This window comes from Amycolatopsis sp. NPDC114478 (assembly GCF_055633805.1).
The window spans coordinates 24,183-44,414 of record NZ_JBVKDO010000010.1 but is presented as its reverse complement, the minus strand read 5'-3'; the positions used below and the strand labels follow the sequence as shown (position 1 = coordinate 44,414).

Sequence of the window (20,232 nt, the reverse complement as noted above, 5' to 3'; positions counted from 1 at the left end):
CTACCCAGCGCAATCGCGGAGGGACTCATGGACGTCACCATCGACCGGGCACCACACGCCGACCCGCTCGCACCGGCCAGCGCCCAGTTCGCCCTGACCGGAACGACCTTCCCCGAGCGCCGCGACCACGTGGCCTCCCCGGCCGGCACGCGCCCGTTCGGCTTGCGACGCGCTCTCCCCGCGGGCCACAGGGTCGTCCTCCCCGCGTGGCGCTACGACCGGCAGGTTCAGAAGGCGGTAGACATGACCGGCCGGCCGCTGATCGACTTGCCCCGGATGGGGCCGCCCACCGCGAACACCACCTCCAGCGTCGACGGCGAAGACGGCCCCAGCGCCGAGGACTGGATCAACGACTGATGACCGTGCTGATCCTCGCCGCCGAGCACGACTTCAGCGCCGACCGCATGGTCGCGGCTCTCGAACGCCGAGCAGTGCCGACAGCGCGGATCGACACCGCCTGGTTCCCGCAGCAGGCGACCATCGACGCCCGCCTCCGAGACGGCCGCTGGGTCGGCACCCTGACCACCGCCGAGCGGAGCATCTCCCTCGAGGAGGTGCGGTCGGTCTGGTACCGCAGCCCGCCCGCGTTCATCTTCCCCGCGGCGCTGTCGGCGACGGAGCGGCACTGGGCGATGAGCGAGTCCAAGCTCGGCGTCGGCGGCGTCCTCGCGTCGCTGCCCGCGCTGTGGATCAACCACCCGGCCCGCAACGCCGACACCGCCTACAAACCGCTCCAACTGGCGACGGCGGCGCGTTGTGGCCTGACGGTCACCGACACCCTGATCACCAACACCCCGGCATCGGTGCAGCAGTTCGCCGCCACCGGCGCAACGGTCACCAAGGCGCTCGGCGCGGCCGCGATCATCGAGGACGGCGGCCGCAAGACCACGTTCACCCACCTCCTCGACGCCAGCGACCTCGCCGACCTCCGCGGGATCGAGGTCAGCGCCCACCAGTTCCAGCGCTGGGTCCCGAAGGCCTACGAGGCCCGCGTCATCGTGGTCGGCGACCAGGTGTTCACCGCGGCGATCCACGCGGGAAGCGCAGCCGCCTACCTGGACTGGCGCAACGACTACGCCGCCTTGCAGTATGAGCAGGTGCAGGCACCGAGCGAAGTGGTGGCCGGCGTGCTGGAGTACTGCATCGAGTTCGGCTTGCTCTACGGGGCGTTCGACTTCGTCATCCGCCCCGACGGCGAATGGGTATTCCTCGAATGCAACGCCACCGGCCAGTACGGCTGGATCGAAGACGCCATCAACGCCCCCATCACCGACACGATCGCCGACATGCTGGCCAAGGGAACCGCATGACCGCCGTCGACTGGCAGCCACTGGCCCGGCAGCTGGCCGACCAGCTCGCCGACGAAGACGTCCTGCACTCCCCAGCGTGGCGAGCCGCGCTCGAGCAAACCCCGCGGCACCTGTTCGTCCCCGCGTTCCACACCCAGCAACCCGACGGCACCTGGATCACCACCGCCGAAGGCGACGACGGATGGTTGGAAGCGGTCTACCAAAACGCTCCCTTGGTCACCTCCCTCGCCCCCACGACCGACGGCCACCAGGTCACCGTCTCCTCCTCCACCAAACCCGGCCTGATGATCCGAATGCTCGAAACCCTCGAGATCCGCGACGAACACCGAGTCCTCGAGATCGGCACCGGAACCGGCTACAACGCGGGATTACTCTGCCACCGCCTGGGCGCCACGCAGGTGTTCTCCGTCGACATCGGCACCGACTTGGTCACCACGGCCCGAGAACGTCTCGCGGTCCTCGGCCGCACCCCGACCCTCGCCGCCACCGACGGCACCGACGGCTTGCCCCAGCACGGACCCTACGACCGAATCATCGCCACCTGCTCCGTCCCGGCGATCCCGTGGGCATGGGCCGAACAGCTCCGCCCCGGCGGGCTGCTGCTCGTCGACCTCAAACCCGCCATCCACGCGGGAAACCTCGTCTTGCTAAAGCGCTACGAGGACCGGCTCGAAGGCCGATTCCTCCCGACCTGGGCCGGCTTCATGAGAATCCGCAACACCGACACGGCACCCCCGGTGCTGCGATCTGCCGCCGATCCGCCACGCGGCGCGCGATCGAAAACCGAACTCGATCCCCTGCCCTGGAACTCCCTCGTCCCCTGGTTCCTCGCTCAAGCGGAACTCCCTCCCGCCACCACGTTCGGCTACCACGGCATAAGCGATACCGGCCCGGAATGGGCGACCTTCACAGCACTTGACGGCTCATCGTGTTCCATCCGCATGCGCGCCGACGTCGACGGTCAGCGGGAAGTCCGCCAAGCAGGCCCGGCGCAGATCTGGAGCCGCGTCGAAGCCGCCACCGCATCGTGGACCCGACTTGGCAAGCCGAGCTGGGACCGGCTCGGCCTCACCGTGCACCAAGACGGCTCGCATCTCGTCTGGCTCGACCACTCGGACAGCGACGCCCACTGGGACATGCACAGCTGACATCAGACGCCGTCATCGGAATGTCGACGGCTCTCGCCAAAGTCAGCAACGACCAACGATCGGCCGGACGACGCCGCTTCGCGCTCGCCGAGGCGATCCGGCTCTACCGGCTACTGAGCCAGCCTCGTTCCCCGAAGTACTGTGGGATCCTGACTGGCATACTGGTCGATTTCGCCGGCATCGCGGAGGAACTGCGTTGGCACGACCGGGCCGAAGCCGCCGAGCTGGACCGATCTGCGTGAGCGCGGATCACCGGTCTCACCGATGTTCGCTCAGCACGGCTTCGAGCTGGGCAGTGAGTGTGGGGAGTACCTCGGCGTAGAGCGTTTCCTGTTCGCAGCCGTGGCCGCTCGCGGCGATCGCGGAAGCCAGCTCGCGAAGGCTCGGCGGGCAGTCGGTGAGCAATGAAGCTGCCAGCTCGCGTCCCCGGGCGAGCTGGCCGGCGGACTGTTCGCGTTTCACTCCGTTCTGCCAGAGAGCGACGTCCATGCCGACCGCGCGGATCGGCCGGCGCACCCGCTCGGCGATGTCCGCGATGATCTTGATGCCGTCCGCGTCGAGGTCACCCCAGGAGGTCAGCGGCAGGTCCAGGTTCTGGAGGAACTTGACCAGCCCGGTGCGGACGTAGCCCTGACCCCAGACACACAGCCACTTTTCCGCGACTTCCGGGATTTCGCAGACCCGTTGGAACGCCTCGAGGTTTTCGACGAGCAGCACGCCGACGGCGTCGCACCGTGTGTAGCCCAGCGAGCGGATCCCGTGTGACGGAACGCTGAGCCACGGCCGGCAGGCCGCGGCGTCGGCGACGATGTCGTCGGACACCCAGGTCAGCGGGCCGCGCAGGCGGATCTCGGTGTCGGCCTCGTCGACCGCCTGCTCGAACGGCCGCCCGACCAGGTTCTGGAACGCGATCTGGCGAGGCAGGGTCCAGCCCTTGGTGTTCTGCCAGGCCTGTCCGGCCAGTTCCTTGGCCGCTACCCGCTGCCCGGCGGCGGTGCTGCGGTACCAGATGACCGCGGCGCGGAGGGCGGCTTCGTAAACCGGCCAGGTCGTCGTGCGGCACCTCGAACCGGCGGGGACGCGCTTGCCGGGCGACGGCGGGGCGGCCAGCAGCGCCTCGTGTTCGCCGGCCAGCTCGAGAACACCCGCGGTGAGCGCGAGTAGATCCGCATGCGACGCCTGAGCTTCCTGTTCCTTGCGGGCGCGGTCGGTCCGCAGCTCGGCCCGCCGGTCAGCGAGGTCGCCGCCTTTCAGGACGGCCAGGGTCTCGCGCAAGCCGAGTCCGTCGGTGACGCGGGTGCTCAGCTCCCGTTCGAGCCGCGCCAGGGAGACGCGCTTCCGGCCGGAGGCGGTGGCGCTCCAGCGCATCAGCCAGCGGAGTGTCCCCAATTGCCCTGGGGTGAGAGCGGCCAGATCGAGCACCACGGTGACCGCACCGCCGTCGGTTTCGAGGCGCTCCTGGACGGCGCGCAGCCAGGCCCAGTCGGCGCCGAACAATACACCGGGCACCGAGCCCTCGGTCGTCACGTCAGTTTCTCCAGGTCGTGCTCCAGCAGGTGGTGTTCCACGTGGCCGTCCCAGACGCTGCGCACGGCGAGCACGCCGGGCAGGGCGTCGTCGACGATCAGGTGGTAGATCGACAAGCCGTCGAGCTCGGCGTACAGGCCGAGTTCGGATTCGCTGGTCGCGACGAGATCGAGGTCGAGCCGGCGGATCAGGTCGAACAGCGCACCGCGGTTCTCGGTGTCGACGCCGGCGAAGACCTCGTCGAGCAGGATGAGCCGGGGACAGCCCGGCTCGTGGGCGCCACCTTCGTCGACCCGGAGGCGGCTGGCTTCGCAGTGCGTCGCGGCAGCCGCGAACAGCGGCATGTGCAGTGCGACGGCCTTCTCCCCGCCGGACAGACTGCCGTGCGCACGGCGGTCAAGCACGGCCCAGTCCCCGGCCCGCTGCCGGTAGTGCAAGGCGAACCTGTACCAGCGGCGGTAGTCGAGCAGTTCGGCGAGCTGCTGCCGCCACGGCACCAGGGTGGCCCGGCTGCGTGCGGTGACGATCCGCCGCTTGAAGAAATCGGACAGCCGGTCGCGCTCACCGGCGTACAAGGTGCCTTCGGGCTTGCGAAGCAGCTCCATCATGTCCGCGGGCATTTCGCACTGCGGATCGGGCGTGCGGACCAGCTTGAACCGGATTCCCGACGACGTGGGATGACCCTTCATCAGCTCGTTGGCCCGGTCGACGAGGACCTTGGCGCTGTCGATCCGGCGGCCGACCTCCAACCGCACTTCGTCCGAGAGGAACTTCTCGAAAAGATCGGACTCCTCGCTTTCCAGCAACTGCTCCGAGCCGGCGATCTCCTGGTCGAGATGCTTGACGGCGGCGGGGAGCGGTCGTTCGCGGCCGTTGTGGGTACCCGTGACGGTGACGACCCGGAAGGCCACCCGTTCTCGCAACATGACCAGACTGCCCAGCGGTTCCTCGGCTTCCTGGCGGCGTTGCCCCAATTTCGTCTGAGCCGCATCGAGCTGCTCGGGCCGGTACCGGCGCCGCGGTGCCCGGCCCGCGACGCGACCGGCCCAGTCACGGACGAGTTCGATCTGGTCCGGTCGTAGGTCAACGTCGCCGAAGGCCGGCAGCGACTCGCTCTCGAAAGCCGGCAGCGTGGCCAGCAGGCCAAGCCGGTGGACGTCGGCGAAGGATGCGGCCGCCACCGCAACCGCTCCCGTGGCCTTGGCCAGCTCGGATTCCGCCGTGACGACCGCGCCGCGCCGCTGCTCGAGCCGGGTGGTCAGCTCGAGCTCGTCCTCCTGGTGCTTGCGGTGGAGGACGTTCTGCTCGGCCAACCCGGCCTGGCAACGCTCGAGGTCCACCAGCATCTCTTGATGGGGCTTTCCCATCCGTGCCATGAGGTCCTCGTACTTCTCGGTCGCCAGACGGGCGGACTCTTCGCTCTCCTCAGCTTGCCCGGCCATAGCCTCGGCTTGCGTGACCATCTGGTCCGCTTCGCCCCGAAGGGCACGAGCGTGGGCGTATTGCCGGGTGGCGTACGAGGTCGCGTTCAGCCAGTCCTCACCGCACGACCTCATGGTCTCGGCTGCCTCCTTGAAGGAGGGCAACGAGGCCGCCCGGTCGGCGAGACCAGCCAGCTCGAGCGCGGTCTGACGGGCCTGAGCAGCGTCGTCACTCCGCCGCCGTGCCTCGCGCTCGGCTGTCCGGCGTCCCTCGAGGCGGCCGCCTTCGTCGGCGACGACTCGCGTGGCGACCGCGACCGCCAGGCCAGCTTGATCGAGTGCTGTACCGGACGGCAGAGCGCCGATTTCCGATTCCAGCTCGGTTTCCGCTTCAGCGCAGCAAGTGAGCTTCGTGGTGATCAGACTGCTCAATTCGGTGAACTGGGTTTCGCATGCGCGTGCCGCGGAGAGAGCGCCTTCGACTTCGGAGTCCGCGGTCGGAGCCGCTGGGCCGGACCAGACGGACATGGCCGCGCCGGCAGCGGCCGTCAAGACCGCCAGCGCCGCCTCGCCGAGCGCCGGCGCCACCGCACCAGCTCGCCTTTCGACGTCTGCCCAAGGGAAGTCGCCCAGCAACGGGGATTCCGTCGCAGCGCGGAGAAACCGAAGCGAATCGGCCGTGTAAGCGTCAGCCGCTTCGACCAGCCGGTTCGCGGCGCCGCTGAGCTGCTGGACTGCTGTGGTCAGGGCAAGGTCGGCGGCTTGGACCGCATCGTCGGCAGGAACACTTCGGTGCTCCAAATCAACCGTCTGGATCGACTCCCGGATCTTTTCCAGAGCCGCTTCCTGTGCTCGGTGGCCCAATCGCAGGTCGGCCAGCGTTGTTTCCAGTTCGGCCATGCGCCGCCGCCGGTGGGCTTCGCGGCCCGCCGCGCCGATCAGGTCGGCCTGAGTCTTGCGCCAGGCCCCGCGCAGACCGCCGGCCGCCCAGCTGCCGTCCCAGGCGACGACCAGGTCGCCCGGCACTTCGGCCGTTGCGGCGGTATCCGTCAGTCGGATCTGCCGAAGCAGCGTCTCGACGACGGCCGGCGGTACGGGAGAGTCGGGGCCGTCGAGCGACGGGTCTGGGCGGAGTACGGTCGACACGGGTTCGGCCGCGTCTCGGCCGACGGTCACGAACTGGGTATCGAGCAACGGCGTGTCGTCGGGTCCACGGGTCAGTGTCCCGTCCGGGAAGACCCACGCGTCGGCCAGGCCGGCGCCGACGAACGCCGCTTCCAGCCCTGCCCGGTCGGCGGCGGACCGGTCGTCGGCGAAGTCGATAAGTAGATAAAGTGGTGCTCCGGGACGTTCGGCGCGGTCGGCGAGCCGGGTGAACGGCACAGGCGGGGCGGTCGAACCGCCCGCGGCCAGCCGGTCGTGTTCGGCTTGTATGGCGGCCATGGCTTCAGCTGAGGCGTTCAGCGTGTTCTGCGTGGCGCTTTCCCGGCGGCCCAGTTCGAGGGACCGGCTGCGTGCCGCGCCGGTGGCCCACTCCAGTACCTGACGGCGGTCGAGGCTGCGCGCGTCCCGCGCGTGCAGGGCCTCGGGAATCGGCTCGGCGGCAGGCAGCTCCGTGAGCTGACCGAGCCAGTCTCCGACCAAGTCGGCGAAGGCGAAGCGGGTCGTCCGGGTCTCGTCGGCCAGCGGCCGGAGTCCGGAGAGCGACTCGCCGAGCCCGCGAACCCGGCTCGCGAACTCACCGGCGTGCCGTCCGAGCTGGCCCGCATCCGGGCGCACGCCGTTTAGGGCGTCCCGACGGCGTGAAAGCTGTCCGCGGCGTTCGCCGGCCGCCGTGCGTGCCCAGTCCTGGGCGGCGATGAGAGGATCGGTCTCCGGCCATGCGGTCGGTGGTTCGGCGCCGGCCGCGAGCTGCCGGCAGGTGGCCAGCCAGGTACCGAGCTGCCTCGTGAACTCCTCGAATGCCTCGCGCCGTTTCGACCGCGCGTCGGTCAGGCCTGCTTCGGCCTGCGCCAGGACTTCCTTGGCCGCGACGGTTTTCTGCCGCGCTTTCTCGTGTGCGTCGGCCGCCTCGCCAGCGCGGCCGACGAGTGCGATCAAGTGGTCGAGGCTTTCGCTTTCGTTCGCGACAGCCTCCCGGAACCGGGCGAGCGCGGCGTCCACCAAGCTCGTCGCCGGTTCACCAGTGGTGAGCTCGGCGACGAGCGCTTCCAGCTGATCGGCCAGTGTGCGGTGGGGCAGAGCGGCCGCAATGCGATCTGCTTCGGCTGCGCTCTGGACCCGGCGTTCGTGGGCTTCCAGTGCCGTCTGCTCCGCCGTCGAGGCGGCCTCCTTCTTCAAAGTCATCGCCGTCCGGGCGTCGTTCGCGTGCCCACGAGCGAGCTTCGCGACGCCGGCCAGGGCCGCGGCCTTCTCCTGGAGCGGGACGAGCTGGTTGCCCTCCCGGTAGAGGGCACTGCCCTCGATGGTCTTGATCCGCTCGGACAGCTGCCGGACGGCCTTGCCCGCGGTGGTCTTCGCCGTCCGGGTGGCCTCCAGCGCCTTTCCGGCCGCCTTGTGGAGTTCGTTCGCTTGCTGGACATCGGCTTGGCGTGCCTCGGCGGCAGCGGCTGCGCCGAGCACGTCTTGCACGCGGAGGCCGACGAGGACGTCCAGGTAGGCCGCGTACGCACGCCCGACGGCGGCCAGTGAGTCCCGGGCTGTCTTGAGTTCACCGACGACGTCGCGGTGCCGCTCGAGCTTTTCGAAGCCGTCGGCCAGTTCGTCGGTCACCGAAGCGCTGACCGGGGGCAGCGCTTCACACAGGATTTCGTCGAGCTTGCTCTCGTTGAGCTTGTCCGACAGCTTCGGCCTCCGCAGGTGCAACAGGATCGTGCGCAGTGCGTCGAACTGGCGGTCTTCCAGGCCGAAAAGGATGCGGTTGACCTCCTTCCGGTGCGTGTCCGCGTTCGGGTGCACCGCGCCGGGAAGCCCGGCGTCGGCCAGTGCGACGAGCCTCTGGTCGAGCTGCGCCTGCGCGACCGGTTCCTCGCCCGGTGCCCCGACCTCGAAGTCGACTCCGATGCGCGCGGCGGTCGTGAAGAACCAGCTGGCGGTGACGCGCTTGCTGGATCGCGTCGCCTGCATGCCGGCGCCAACGGTGCAGTATTCCGCTTCGCCGTCGCCGGTCAGCCTGCCGAACTCGACCCATACGTACCCGCGGGCGTTGGTCCTGGCCTCGTCGGCTTCGTGGCCGAGCAGCCAAAGGTACATGCCGCGTTCGCGGCCGCCGAAGGTCGACAGGCGCTCCGCGGCCAGCTTGGCGTCGAGGACGAACGGCAGCAGGACCTCCAGCGCCATCGACTTGCCGGAGCCGTTGTTCCCGCGCAGCAGCAGCCGTCCGCGGTAGAACGTGAACTCCTGCTGGTCGTAGCGGAAGAGTCCGACGATCCCGGCACGCAGCGGCTGCCACCGCCGTCGTGACGGCCTCGGCGTGCCGTGGAGCAGGTCCGGGGGCAGCGGGCTGTTCATGAGTCCTCCGAGCGGATGCCGACATTGCGGAAGCGGCCGGCGGCGGGCCGGAACTCCAGGCCCAGCTCGTCGGCGCGGGCCAGGTCGAGCGCGCACAACAGGGACGCCACGTCGGCGGCCAACCGGCCGGCGCCGTCGTCGGTCCGGTACTTGCGCGCCCAGGCCGGGTACTCGCCGAGCAACTGCTCGATCTCGTGCCGGAGCCGGTGGGTGGAGAGCCAGCTCGACGTCGACTCGCTGCCAGGCGCCAGCCGGCTGATCACCAGCAGCGCGGCCTGGTGCACGTGGGCTGTCACCTGGGGGAACTTGAAGTCCGTCGCATCGCCGGCGGGGTCGAGCGCGCACCAGCCGTGCGCCCGGCGTTCGAGCAGGAGCCCGGCTTCCGCGAGCCGCTGCCGGAACCACCGCCCGGAGTCGCGGAGGCAGTCCTGCTCGGCCGTGCCGAGATCGTCCAGGTATAGCACGGGGTCGTCGAGCAGCTGCCGCATCAGGGCGTGCCGGATCGTCTCCTCGGCCGTCTCCGCCAGTGCCGGTTCCCCGGGCAGCAGGACGGCCAGCCGGTCGGTGTCGATCGCGTAGAGCGCGTTCGAGTCCTGCTGCCGCTCGTAGTTGCCCTGAGCGTCGAGAACTTCTACGACCCCGAGCGCCCGCAGCCGGGCGACCACGTCCACCAGCGCGCTGCGTTCTTTCGGGTCCTCCGGCCGGTAGGAGGTCAGTTCGTCGTCCTCGGTGAGAGTCATGATCCGGCGGGACAGGTCCTGCAACGAAACCTGACGGCGGGGGAAGTGGCCGAGGGCGGCCGCGGTCACGCAGAACAGCTCGTACCGCCGCCGGTCGAACGGCCGTGGTTCGGCGCGTTCGGACAGCAGTTGGCGGGGGAGCGCCGCATCCGCCGGTGCCTTCCGGAGCCGGGCGAGACCACGTCGGGTGTCTACGAGCAGGTCCCATCCGACGGTGGTGCGAAACCACCGGCGCAGGTGATCCTGATGGGCGTCGACCACTTCGAACGCCGGGTGTTCACGACCCAGCAGCGGGCCGCGCAGCAACGCCCGGATCGCCCGGGCTCGCTCGGCCTTGTCGTGTTCCGCGCTGACGCCGGTGCTCATCGGGGATCTCCTGGACGGACCGGGGTGATCGCGATTTCGTAGTCGGGCAGAGTCAGCAGGCCCGCCGTGGAACGCAGCTGGGCGGCTTCGCCGTGAGCGGGTTCGACCAGCTCGATGCGAAGCCGGCCGTCGACGCTGCGTGCGCTGTGCCGTCGTGTTCCCGGCGCACGCGGGGCGCGCTGTGCGCGGGACACCAGGACAACGAGGGCGAGCAGCGTGGCAAGATCGAGCGTGACGTCGATCCGGGACAGCCGCATCCGGCCGAGCCGTACGAGAGCCGACTCGGTGGCATCCGCGGCTTCTCGCCGCTTCCGGGCCGCCTCGGCGAGGAACAGCTTGCTGCTGCCGTGGTCAGCGAGCTTCGACGCGCGCCGGACGGCGTCGTCGGAGGGAGTGGTGGCACTCAGCCTGACGAGGTACCGCGGTGCCGGGGCCGCCCACCAGTCCCGGGTGTAGGGCACCGAGTCATCGACCGTCTCGTCCTGAAGGTGGCGAGCGCTGTTCATCCCGAACCGGTGGTGCCAGACCGCGTGGGCGTCTTCGTCGTCCGGCAGCTGCCGGAACGCCTTCGCCAGGCCGAGCAGGTCCGCGGTGCGGCTGGAGCGGGCCAGCTGGGCCTCGCGCAGCCGTTCGACCGCCTGGCCGATGCCCAGCACCGCGCGCCGGACCACGCGGTGGAGCTCGTCCCCGCCGCCCCCTTCGCCCGGGGCCGGGACGAACCACCGGTGGACGCCCCGCAGGTGTTGCCGGGCGAGCTCGGCCCAGGGCACGAAGTCTTCGTCCGGGGTGAGTACCCGCTCACCGGACTCCTTCGCGGCGGCGGCGAAGGCACGGGCGATGCGCTCTTCGCCGATCCCGGTCAGCTCGCCGAGCAGGGGCACGACGGCGTCGGTCACTACTTGGAGGTGATCGGTGAACTCGGTGAGGTAGTGGATGGTGTCGGCCTTGAAGATGCGGTAGTCGTCCAGCCGGATGCTGGTCGCATTGACGATCCGGTTCACCTTCTGCAGGAATGTGGCCGCATTGCCGGTCAGCGCCTTGAAGGTCCGGTGCAGCTCTTCGACGAGGCTGTAGATCGAAGCACCGTCGGGCGGCTCCGCCGCGAGCTTCGGGACGAGATCCACCAGCAGCGCCTGGACGCGGAGCAACGCGACCTTCTGCAGCCCGAGGGCGCGCAGCAGGCTCTCTTCCATCTCGACGACGGCCTCGTGCGCGGCTTCGCCGGCCCGGCTGATGGCGTATACGTAGGCCTGCAGTTCGTAGGACTGCAGGTCCGTCGCCCAGCTCTCGTCGCGATCTCGATCGAGGTTGCCCCACTGGTGCAGCTGCGTCAGCCGGCGGTCGAGCGTCGCGCGCGGGAGCACCACCGGGGGGACGAAGGAGTGCAGCTCGGCATCGACGTCGTCCGGGCTGAGCGCGGACCGGTACTGGGCGGCCGCGTCCATGAAGACGTCGACGATGGCCCGGTACTCCGGTGCCTCGTCGACCGTGACGTACTTGAATAGCTTCTGTTGCTCACCCCCTCCCCGGCGCATCGTCACCGTCCTTCCGGTCGCGCAGGGCTGCGGACGCGCCTGCTGGTCGTACTGTGAGGTCGCGCCGGATGTCACAGCGGTTGCCTCACCCCGGGAAGGGTCATGTTCTTGTCCTGTTTTTGGCAGATCGAGGGGCGGTCGTGCTGACATCACCTGACGGTGTTCGGCGTGGCGAGGTATCCCCAGCCGTCGACATACCAGGAACCAATCGGCCTGGCCGCGAACTCGACCAACAGGTGATCAACCCGTCCCCGCAGTTGAAACGCAAAAAGGCCACCACGACGACGGCGGGGAGCCGGCGGGCACCAAGTCCGCCGAGCTGCACGTACTAGCCGAACTACTCGCGGCCTGCCCGATGACATCGACGCGCGCAGAATTCAGATAAGGGGATACACGTCGTCGAACGACGCGACCTCGATCACGTCATCACCGTCACTGATCTCGGCTCATACCGATGCGCCCTAACGGATCCTCGACCGTCGCGATCGTCAACAGACCATCGAACAGCAACAGCCAGATCGATGCCGCCACCGTTCCGCACCGAGGCGGAGTGCGAGCTCAGGCGTACGTCACGCCTCGGGATGAGCGCATCATCGACGCGCCGGCCGAGACACCCATCGGCGCCTATGCGGCCCCTCCGCACCACGACGCCGGAATCGTGTACACGAACTCCTTCCCGCCCCTGTTGGACGGAATGCTCTTCTCCCGCTTGAGAGTCCCACTCGAGACCAAACGCTTGAGACGATTGTTGACGTTCTGCAGCGTGACTCCCAGCCGCTCCGAGAGCTCGGCGGCGCGAAACCGCCGCAATACAATGGCCTGACGATACGTCTCGTCAAGATATTCCGGCGCTGCCAGGAGCTGCAGCCGCTCACCGTCCACAGTGGCCGCCATCAGCTCGCGCCGCTCCAAACAGATCTGCATGGTCTCGAGGGTTTCCTCGTTCAGCCCTTGCAGCAGCACAATCGACACCGCGACATCACCCGCCGCAACGGAGGCATAGAACTTCCCGAGGAATTCGTCGGCGAAACTGATGGTCATGGCGTCGACACCGGCGAAGTCGACGAGGACCTCACCACCTTGCGCACCAGCTGCCGCTTCGCGCTCCAAGGACTCCCTCGCCAGCTTGGCCACTGCGCGGGTGGCGAGGTAGGGACCGTGCTCGTTCACGCGATACAGATGTGGCGGAACCATGACACAAGCCTCCCGGTTTCAATGAAACCATTGAAGCACACGCTACGCGAACTAGTAAGGACGAACTCGCAACCATGCCCAAGTCCCCGCGACATCGCCGTCCGCAGGAACGCACGTCGGACGCCGTGCGCCGCCGTGGCCGACGACACTGGCGAGACCTTCGCCACTGCGAAGCAGGAGGCGAGCGAATCCAGCCTCCGGCGCAGCCCGCCACAAGTCGTTCAGACCATGACCTCGTATCTCCTCCGTGCCGGTAACGCCGGGACGGAGAGCCTTCTTCAAGGCGGCCACGTCGTCCACAAGATGTCGGTTGGCCGGGTTGCGACGGAGGTGAGCACGGATTCCCACACCGGTGTCACACACCGCGAACTCAATACCTCGCCGACCGCTGGTCGCTCCGGAGTAAACCTGCGCCGCGACGAAGGCGCCGAGCTCACTGACGCCATGACTCACCGCGTTGTCGATGAGTTCGCCGACCCCCAGGAAGTATCGGAGGCCGAGGCGACCGTAGTGCCGGGCGAACATCCGGCCCATCCGTTCGACGAGCCGGGGAGCGTGGTCCGGGGTCAGGTGCACAACCTCGAGCAGGCTGTCAGCCAGGTCGGCGCGAGGCCCTCCGCCGAGATCACCCACGACTTCAGCGCCCGGCGGCAGGTTGCTGATGACGTCCAGCCGTTCGAGGTACGACGCGACATTGTGGTCGTAGGGCGCCATCAGCTTCACCCGGTCGCCCCTCGCCGCGGCAGAGCGGGCGAGCGCCACGATCGCCGCGAGGTCGAGCGGCGAGGCGAACGTGAGCCGACGTGCGTCCAGGACCGTCGAGCCCGCTTCCGGCTCGATCGACCACAGCCGACGTAACAGCGGCGACCGGCCGGCAAGCTCGATGCGCACCCGACCAGTCTTCCAGACCGACACGCCCTGCGAGGGGGTGTGTGCACCCAATCCGGTTTCACGTGGTTCAATGAAATCGCTGTTGGTCGACGCCGGCAGCCGACCCGAGGGCAGCTGCGGAAAGGAGGGACTCGGGCACGGCCGATGACAAGTACGCCGACCGAGCCCCGGCGCGACACGCCGAGCGGCGCATCGACGGGTTCCCGGTGCCGGACAGGCTGCTCGCGCAGTGCGTGGCGCACCCTCTCCCCTGCCGCCCGGCAACCGAGTCGACCCGTCCCGATCTCCGGCACCGGGAGCCCCCGAGCCGACATCCCGCTTCGATAGGAGAAGCACCCATGGCGACCCTCGCCACGCAGTTCAAGTGGGCACTGACCCGCATCGAGCCGCAGTCTGACGCGCAGAACGCCGCCGAGGCCCATGCTCAGGTAACCGACGCGTTGAAGGCCGACGACCGGCTGACGAGACTGGGAGTCTCCCCGGTACTCATCGGTTCCTACGGCCGGGACGTCTCGATCAAGCGTGTCAAGGACGTCGACGTGTTCGTCCGGCTGAAGAAGGCCACGTCCGCGTTGCGGCCAGGCGACATCCTGGACCACGTGACGGACGTCCTCGAAGAGGCCTTCCCGGGGAAGGTCGAGCGTCAGCACCGCTCCGTCAAGGTCGAGTTCCCGGACTTCGACCTGTCGGTGGACGTCGTCATCGCCCGTCCGTGTGTCGACCACCCCGGCGAGCACTGGCAGATCCCGCAGAAGATCGAGGACGACGGCCGCGCTAGCTGGGTCGAGACCAATCCCGTCGAGATGGGCGAGCTCACGACCGCGGCGAACAAGGAGTTCCTGCTCTCGCCGGACAACCCCGATTCCGGCGTCTACGTGCACGTGGTCAAGCTGATCCGGCAGATCCGGCGCACGTGGGTCGACGAGCAACCGGGCGGCTACTACTTTGAGGTCCTCACGTACCACGCCTTCCAGGACCTCCAGCCGGACGAGACCACCGTCGCGGAATACTTGTGCGTGATCCTGCGGGAGATCGCCGACCGGCTGCCCGACTACGTCGGCGAAGGCCCTGCCGACCCGACGCTCGACGACCGCACCATCACCACCAAGGCGACCGAGGCCCAGATCGAGGCCGCGGCCGAGCGGATCGCGGAGGCGGCCGAGCTGGCGGAGGCGGCACGGGACGAGAAGGACATCTGCGCAAGCGCCGCGAAGTGGCGAGAGCTGCTGGGCGAGACACAGGAAACCACCGAGCCCGAGGACGTCTTTCCGCTCCCCGACTCCTGCAACGCCGACGGGTCGACCAAATCTGCCCGCGGCGTGGTCAAGGGTGCCTCGGCGGTGCCCGCTGGCCGTGGCCGGTACGCATGACCTGGACCTGGTCCCCCGGAGATCTCGAGCGCTGGCGTGAGCAGTTCCCGCCGCTCGGTTTCGCCGACGACGGCGAGCGGCTCTGGGGCATCGTGCGGTGGAGCAAATCAGTCGGCGAAGGGCCACAGCCCGCGGAATTCACAGCCCGCGTCGTGATCACCCCCGGCCGGACGTTCCCGTTCGCGCCGCCCCAAGTGATCATCCTCGACCCGGGCTGTCCCCTCGAGATCACGTTCCACATCAACGCCGACGGCTCGCTGTGCCTCTGGGAGGACGAGTGGCCCGTCGACGAAGCCCCCTGGTGGGACGCGCGAACACTCGTGGACCGGATCTCCGGCTGGCTGCGGCTGACGGCGGCCGGCTGGCCGGGCGACAACTCGTGCGACCTGGAACGCTACCTGGACCAGGAAGAGGACGACGACCGGATGGTGCTCTACGACGCGACGCGGCTCGTCTCCGATCAAGCTGTGCAAACCGGTGGTGACCGGAACACCGTCGTCATCACCGACCAGGCACGGCAAACCCGCGGCATCGTCAAAGGCCGGCGCCGCAACCGCAAAGAACGCCGCCTCGCCTGGGTGGCCGTGATCGGCAATGTCGAACGGCCGCTGCGCAATTGGGACGATGTCGCGACGGCCCTCGGCGACCAGGTCACGGAGGTCCACCGCCTGATCGGATTGGGCGTGGTGACCGTCCTCCTGCTTCAGTACAGCCACGGCGGTGCGGACGCCGCCCTGGCCTTGCGTGCCCGTCTTGACGTCACCGGAATCCGGATCACGGCGTGCGAAAGCGCGGACACGAGCACGTGGACGCGCACGATGCGCGCCGGGCCGGTGAGCTCCACCCTCGCCGGCATCCCCGTGGCGATCGTGGGCTGCGGCGCGATCGGCTCGTTCACCGCCGACCTGCTGTTCCGGTCGGGGTTCCGGAAGCTCACCCTGCTCGACGCCGAGCGCCTGCGACCGGGCAACGTCGTCCGCCACCTCGCCGGCGCCCAGCACGTCGGGCTGCCCAAAGCGGACGCGGTGCGGGACTGCCTTGCCAGGGTCGACCCCGATATCACAGCTGTGCAGAGCGTGTACGTGCACCTGACCGATCTGGACACGGCGCTCGGCCTGGTCCTTCGGCACCGTGTGGTGGTGGACGCGACCGGTAGCGGACGGGCAAGCAGCCTGCTGGCGAAAGCGGCTGCTCTGATCAACTCTGAGGTGGACCACCCGGTCGTGTCCGTGTGCGTGCAACGCGACGGCGACGTCTTGCGCGTCGACCGCATGCCTTTGCGTCCCGGCGAGAACCACCTGCCACCGCTCCCCCTGGTCGACCGGTCGACTGAGTTGCGGGAACGCGGCTGTGGCAGTCCGGTGTCACCCACACCGCCGGGCGCCGTGGTGGCCGCCGCCGAACTCGCGCTTCTGGCCGTGATCGACGAAGCCACCAGCGAACGCGCGCTCCCCGCCACTCTGGCCGACGTTCGCCGGCCGCAGGACCAGCCTCCGTTCGACCGAGCCGGCCGGGTCGTTCCCGAGATCCCGCACCGGCTCGCGTCATGACGTCGTTGGCACAGGTGATCGAGGTTGCCCCGGAGGTGCTTGCGGCGATCGCTGCGGCGGCAGACGCCGCGCACCCCTGCGAAACCGGCGGGCTGTTGCTCGGCTGGTGGGACGACGGGCGAGTCGTCGTACGCCACACCATCGAGGTGCAGGACCCCGAAGCCACGCACACCTCCTGGGTGCGTGTCGAGAGCACCGCGCAGGCCGCGCTCGAAAAGGCCCTCGACCAGCACCCGCACCCCTGGCTCGGCTACGTCGGGGACTGGCACAGCCACCCCGCGGCCTGCGGGGCCAGCAGCCAGGACATCACGTCGATCCAACACGCGTCCGACCAGTACGAGCAGCCACTGGTGCTCCTCGTCCACCGAGCCGACGACCTCGTCGAAGCAGTCGTCACCGAGTCTGCGAAGCACGCGCTCGTGCACGGACTGCTCTCCGAGACCTTTGAGAAGGAATCGTCATGACCGCACCCGGCCTGCCTCCGACGCTCGGCCCAGCAATCTCGCTCGACCCCGCTCCGCGACAAACGCCCCCTCACCATCGCCGTCGAACTCACCCCGAGCACCGGTTCTCGCCGAGCGGAACCAGAACATCCGTACAGCGGACCCGCCCGCTGCCGGTCTCCGATTCTGTCCCAGCCATGTACACGAGGTTGTAGATGCCCCAGATAAACGACCTGGATCCGATCTTCATCAGCTACCGCCACTCGGACGGAGACCCCCTGGCCGAACGCGCCGCATGGGTGTTTCGCGCCCACGGCGTCCCCGTGTGGCATGACCAGACCCACCTACCACCGGGCCGCTTTCAGCGGCGGCTGCAAGAAGCCCTCAATTCAGGACTGTCCGGAGCCGTCCTCCTCGTCACGGACGACATGGTGCATTCAAGCTACGTCCGGGAGCTGGAACTACCGGCACTTCTTCGTCTGGAAGGCGACCCGGCCTTCACCTTCGCCATCGGCAACACCATCACCGGTCCGGACGGCCGGCTGGACTACGGCGCCCCTGACCGTTTACTACCTCAGGAAATCGCGACGCTGAGCGACTTCGACCAGTTCGCGGTGCTCGACCACGCCGGGCTCGCCCGGCTGGCCGGCGAGATGGCGATCCGCCGTGTCCGCCGCGCGGCCGTCGATGACAGGCTGCATCTCGACATCCAAACGCGGACCCCCGCCCTGGGCACCCGCAAGGTGCCACTCGCGACCCGGACTCGGCCGCCCCTGCGCGGTACCAGCGTGCCGCCCACCGAAGCTTGGGAAGACTTCGCACCGTTCCTCGGCGACCTGCCCCGCATCGTGCAGTCGGCCGACGTTCAGCACCTGCACATCACCGGCGGCGCACACCTGAGCATGGCCTTCGCGCTCGGGGCCGCGCTACCGACCACGACCGGGCTCGCCGTCACGGTCACCGATCAGGACGGAAACGAGTGGACTGGAGCCGAAAGCCAGACCGTGCCTCTTGTACAGAGCGCAATTCCCCTCGACGGTCCAGCCGATGGCCCCGTCGCCGTGTACCTCGATCTCGTGCCCGCACCACCCAACAAGGGCTTTCGCCGCTACGCCGAAAGCCACTCCTACGCCCACGCAGTCGAGATCGCCGTGGCGAAACGCGAACCCATCCCCGCTGACGCCGGCCCCGCACTGATCACGGAACTACGCCGGCGCATCAGCGAGGTCGCAGGAAGCCGGCCCGTGCACTTGTTCATGCGCGTCCCTTTCCCCGTCGCCGTGATGCTGGGCCGCGCCTGCAACACGCTGCGAGTCACCCTCTACGAATGGGAACGTGAAGTCGAACCGCCAACGTACCTCGAGATGGCCACCGTGTCGGCAGGCCGCAGCGGTGGGCCCGTTGTGTCATGGACGACCGACCGGACCGCGGGCAAGCCAGAGTAGACAGTCCCAAACGCCGCGTCACGACGCGCCGACCGCCGCCGCGACCGAAGGCGCCGCCCCGCCGGATCCCGCTCACCGTCCCGTCCGGCATCGCGGTCTTCGCGATGGCGGCCTGCCACGCCAGCGGCACGCCCCCGGACGAAGCCGGGACATGCAGCTCATCGTCGTAGACGGCCTGCTCCACCTGGGACGTCCAGATGTAGGCCAGCCCGGTCAGTGCTGCGACTAGCAGGAACGGGCCGCGACCGCGAGCCCGGAGCGCAGGGCCTTGGCGCCGCGGCTGCTGGCCGGGTCGCAGGAATAACCCCGCCCGATCTCCTGACACTCACAAGGGCGAATTACAACGCGGGGCGTAAGCACACCAGTCCGGTCCAGACCGGAACAGCCGAGTGACCACCGACGATCTCCTTCCTAGCGTGGAACGGGTGGCGGCTCATCGAGGACTTCCCCGCGACCAGTATCACTGCTCGACGTGTGGAGGTGCTCACCGCTACGGATCCCAGCGTGGACAGCGTTGCGGGCAAACTTCGAGCCGCCCGACGTACCAACGCCGCACCGTTCCGCGAGCCCAGGCCCACAGGCCGGACTGGACCACTCCACCGACGTCGCAGTACACGTCACCGCGGCCTCGGACGACCTTTCCGCCCACACATACGCCGACGCCGCCACGCGAAGCCGAGACGACACCCGACCGGAAAGCCGAACGCCGTCAACGCGCCAAGGAATCGCTGACCCGAGATCCCTCGAACATCGCCGGCGACGTCGTCACTTATGTCTTCGACGAGAACGGCTTCTACACCCGGCTGGCCAATCGAGCGATCGACAAGGTCCCGTGGTTCCACCCGGTCCGCTACCGATCACACGGTCTCTGCGTGAGCTTCCCCCTGTTCGCCGGACACGGCGGGTGTGGGGTCAGGGCGCCGCGTCTGATGACTGGTTGAGGGCCTCAAACGTGGCGGGGCTGTGCATCCCGATCTTGGAGTGTCTCCGTTTCGGGTTATACCAGCACTCTATCCATTCGAATATCGCGTTGGCAAGCTCGTTGCGGGTATCCCAGGTTTTCGAATCGAGAAGTTCAAGCTGAAGAGTTCCCCAGAACGATTCCATCATGGCATTGTCGTAACAATCGCCGACCGTGCCCATCGACGCGAGCAGTCCGGCTGCGCGGAGGCGTTGCCCGAAAGCCCACGACGTGTATTGGGAGCCGTGATCAGAATGTAAAATGGTCATGTTGTCGGGTTGGCGGCGGAGAACGGCCATGCCGAGAGCGTCGGTGACCAGTTCGGTGCGCATATGATCGGCGATGGACCAGCCGATGATAAGCCGGGAATAGGCGTCCATGACCGCGGCGCAGTAGACCCGGCCTTCCTCGGCCGGATGTTCGGTGATGTCGGTGATCCACAGCCGGTCCGGGGTGTCGGCGGCGAACCGGCGGTTGACCAGGTCGGCGCTGGGTTGCCCGGTGGGGTCGCGGACCGTGGTGTGGTGGCGCCGGCGCCGGTAGAGGCCCTGGATGCCGGCCTCGCGCATGAGCCGCTCGACTCGTTTGAGGTTGACCGGCATCCCCAGACCGAGCGTGAGTTCGGCGTGCACGCGCGGTGAGCCGTAGGTGGCGCGGGAGTCGGCGTAGATCTGCTCGATGTGTTTCAGCAGCACCGTGTTTTCCTCCTCTCGGGTCGAGGGCGGCCGGTCGCGCCATTCGTAGTATCCGGAGCGGGACACGTTCAATACCCGGCAGGCCACCGTGACGTCGATACCGTCCTCGGCGAGTTCACAGACCAG

At 68.6% G+C, this 20,232-nt stretch carries 14 protein-coding genes and 2 pseudogenes; 8 read left to right on the top strand and 8 right to left on the bottom strand.

Annotated features, from left to right (window positions below):
- Window positions 1-27: 27 nt before the first annotated feature.
- The 4 genes from tgmA to ACZ7OH_RS26390 are packed head-to-tail and all read left to right on the top strand — an operon-like array spanning window position 28 to window position 2,700.
- The gene (tgmA, locus tag ACZ7OH_RS26405) at window positions 28-357 is read left to right on the top strand and encodes a putative ATP-grasp-modified RiPP (protein WP_470283229.1); all 330 of its coding nucleotides are present in this window, start codon (window positions 28-30) and stop codon (window positions 355-357) included.
- Window positions 357-1,310 (top strand): ATP-grasp ribosomal peptide maturase, encoded by a 954-nt coding sequence (gene tgmB / locus ACZ7OH_RS26400; RefSeq protein ID WP_470283228.1) that lies wholly within the window; start codon window positions 357-359, stop codon window positions 1,308-1,310. The genes tgmA and tgmB overlap by 1 nt, the downstream gene beginning before the upstream one ends.
- A complete protein-coding gene (locus ACZ7OH_RS26395) occupies window positions 1,307-2,458 on the top strand; it encodes a methyltransferase domain-containing protein (protein WP_470283227.1) in 1,152 nt (383 codons plus the stop codon). The genes tgmB and ACZ7OH_RS26395 overlap by 4 nt, the downstream gene beginning before the upstream one ends.
- Window positions 2,459-2,478: 20 nt before the next feature.
- The gene (locus ACZ7OH_RS26390) at window positions 2,479-2,700 is read left to right on the top strand and encodes a hypothetical protein (RefSeq protein ID WP_470283226.1); all 222 of its coding nucleotides are present in this window, start codon (window positions 2,479-2,481) and stop codon (window positions 2,698-2,700) included.
- 139 nt (window positions 2,701-2,839) lie between these two features.
- On the opposite strand, the pseudogene ACZ7OH_RS26385 reads toward ACZ7OH_RS26390, so the two are convergent.
- The 6 genes and pseudogenes from ACZ7OH_RS26385 to ACZ7OH_RS26360 form a co-directional block, all read right to left on the bottom strand.
- A pseudogene (locus ACZ7OH_RS26385) lies at window positions 2,840-3,826 on the bottom strand (Wadjet anti-phage system protein JetD domain-containing protein); the annotation flags it as partial.
- A 155-nt stretch (window positions 3,827-3,981) separates the two neighbouring features.
- Window positions 3,982-8,916, bottom strand: a complete 4,935-nt coding sequence (locus tag ACZ7OH_RS26380; RefSeq protein ID WP_470283225.1) for an SbcC/MukB-like Walker B domain-containing protein — start codon at window positions 8,914-8,916, stop codon at window positions 3,982-3,984.
- Window positions 8,913-10,022: a DUF2398 family protein gene (locus tag ACZ7OH_RS26375; RefSeq protein WP_470283224.1), complete on the bottom strand. Its 1,110-nt coding sequence runs from the start codon at window positions 10,020-10,022 to the stop codon at window positions 8,913-8,915. Before ACZ7OH_RS26375 ends, ACZ7OH_RS26380 begins: the two co-directional genes overlap by 4 nt.
- Entirely contained in the window at window positions 10,019-11,557 is a 1,539-nt protein-coding gene (locus tag ACZ7OH_RS26370) for a TIGR02677 family protein (protein ID WP_470283223.1), read from the bottom strand. Before ACZ7OH_RS26370 ends, ACZ7OH_RS26375 begins: the two co-directional genes overlap by 4 nt.
- Before the next feature lie 624 nt (window positions 11,558-12,181).
- Complete coding sequence (locus ACZ7OH_RS26365) at window positions 12,182-12,727, bottom strand: STAS-like domain-containing protein (RefSeq protein ID WP_470283222.1); 546 nt, start codon at window positions 12,725-12,727, stop codon at window positions 12,182-12,184.
- Window positions 12,728-12,802: 75 nt separating this feature from the next.
- On the bottom strand, window positions 12,803-13,642 hold the full coding sequence (locus tag ACZ7OH_RS26360; RefSeq protein WP_470283221.1) for a hypothetical protein: 840 nt from the start codon (window positions 13,640-13,642) through the stop codon (window positions 12,803-12,805).
- Between the two features lie 338 nt (window positions 13,643-13,980).
- Here ACZ7OH_RS26360 and ACZ7OH_RS26355 point away from each other — a divergent pair, with 338 nt between their 5' ends.
- The 4 genes from ACZ7OH_RS26355 to ACZ7OH_RS26340 all read left to right on the top strand — a co-directional run bounded on the left by ACZ7OH_RS26355 (window position 13,981) and on the right by ACZ7OH_RS26340 (window position 18,450).
- A complete protein-coding gene (locus ACZ7OH_RS26355; RefSeq protein ID WP_470283220.1) occupies window positions 13,981-15,012 on the top strand; it encodes an SMODS domain-containing nucleotidyltransferase in 1,032 nt (343 codons plus the stop codon).
- Window positions 15,013-15,332: 320 nt separating this feature from the next.
- Window positions 15,333-16,562 carry a ThiF family adenylyltransferase gene (locus ACZ7OH_RS26350; protein WP_470283219.1) on the top strand — a complete coding sequence of 410 codons (1,230 nt, stop codon included), beginning with the start codon at window positions 15,333-15,335 and terminating at the stop codon, window positions 16,560-16,562.
- Window positions 16,559-17,026, top strand: coding sequence for a Mov34/MPN/PAD-1 family protein (locus ACZ7OH_RS26345; RefSeq protein ID WP_470283218.1), 468 nt, complete (start codon window positions 16,559-16,561; stop codon window positions 17,024-17,026). The genes ACZ7OH_RS26350 and ACZ7OH_RS26345 overlap by 4 nt, the downstream gene beginning before the upstream one ends.
- Window positions 17,027-17,220: 194 nt before the next feature.
- On the top strand, window positions 17,221-18,450 hold the full coding sequence (locus ACZ7OH_RS26340) for an SAVED domain-containing protein (protein WP_470283217.1): 1,230 nt from the start codon (window positions 17,221-17,223) through the stop codon (window positions 18,448-18,450).
- An 85-nt stretch (window positions 18,451-18,535) separates the two neighbouring features.
- Here the strand turns inward: ACZ7OH_RS26340 and ACZ7OH_RS26335 are convergent.
- Both ACZ7OH_RS26335 and ACZ7OH_RS26330 read right to left on the bottom strand, forming a co-directional pair.
- Window positions 18,536-18,775, bottom strand: a pseudogene (locus tag ACZ7OH_RS26335) (PepSY domain-containing protein); the annotation flags it as partial.
- Between the two features lie 587 nt (window positions 18,776-19,362).
- A complete protein-coding gene (locus ACZ7OH_RS26330) occupies window positions 19,363-20,232 on the bottom strand; it encodes an IS3 family transposase (RefSeq protein WP_470283473.1) in 870 nt (289 codons plus the stop codon).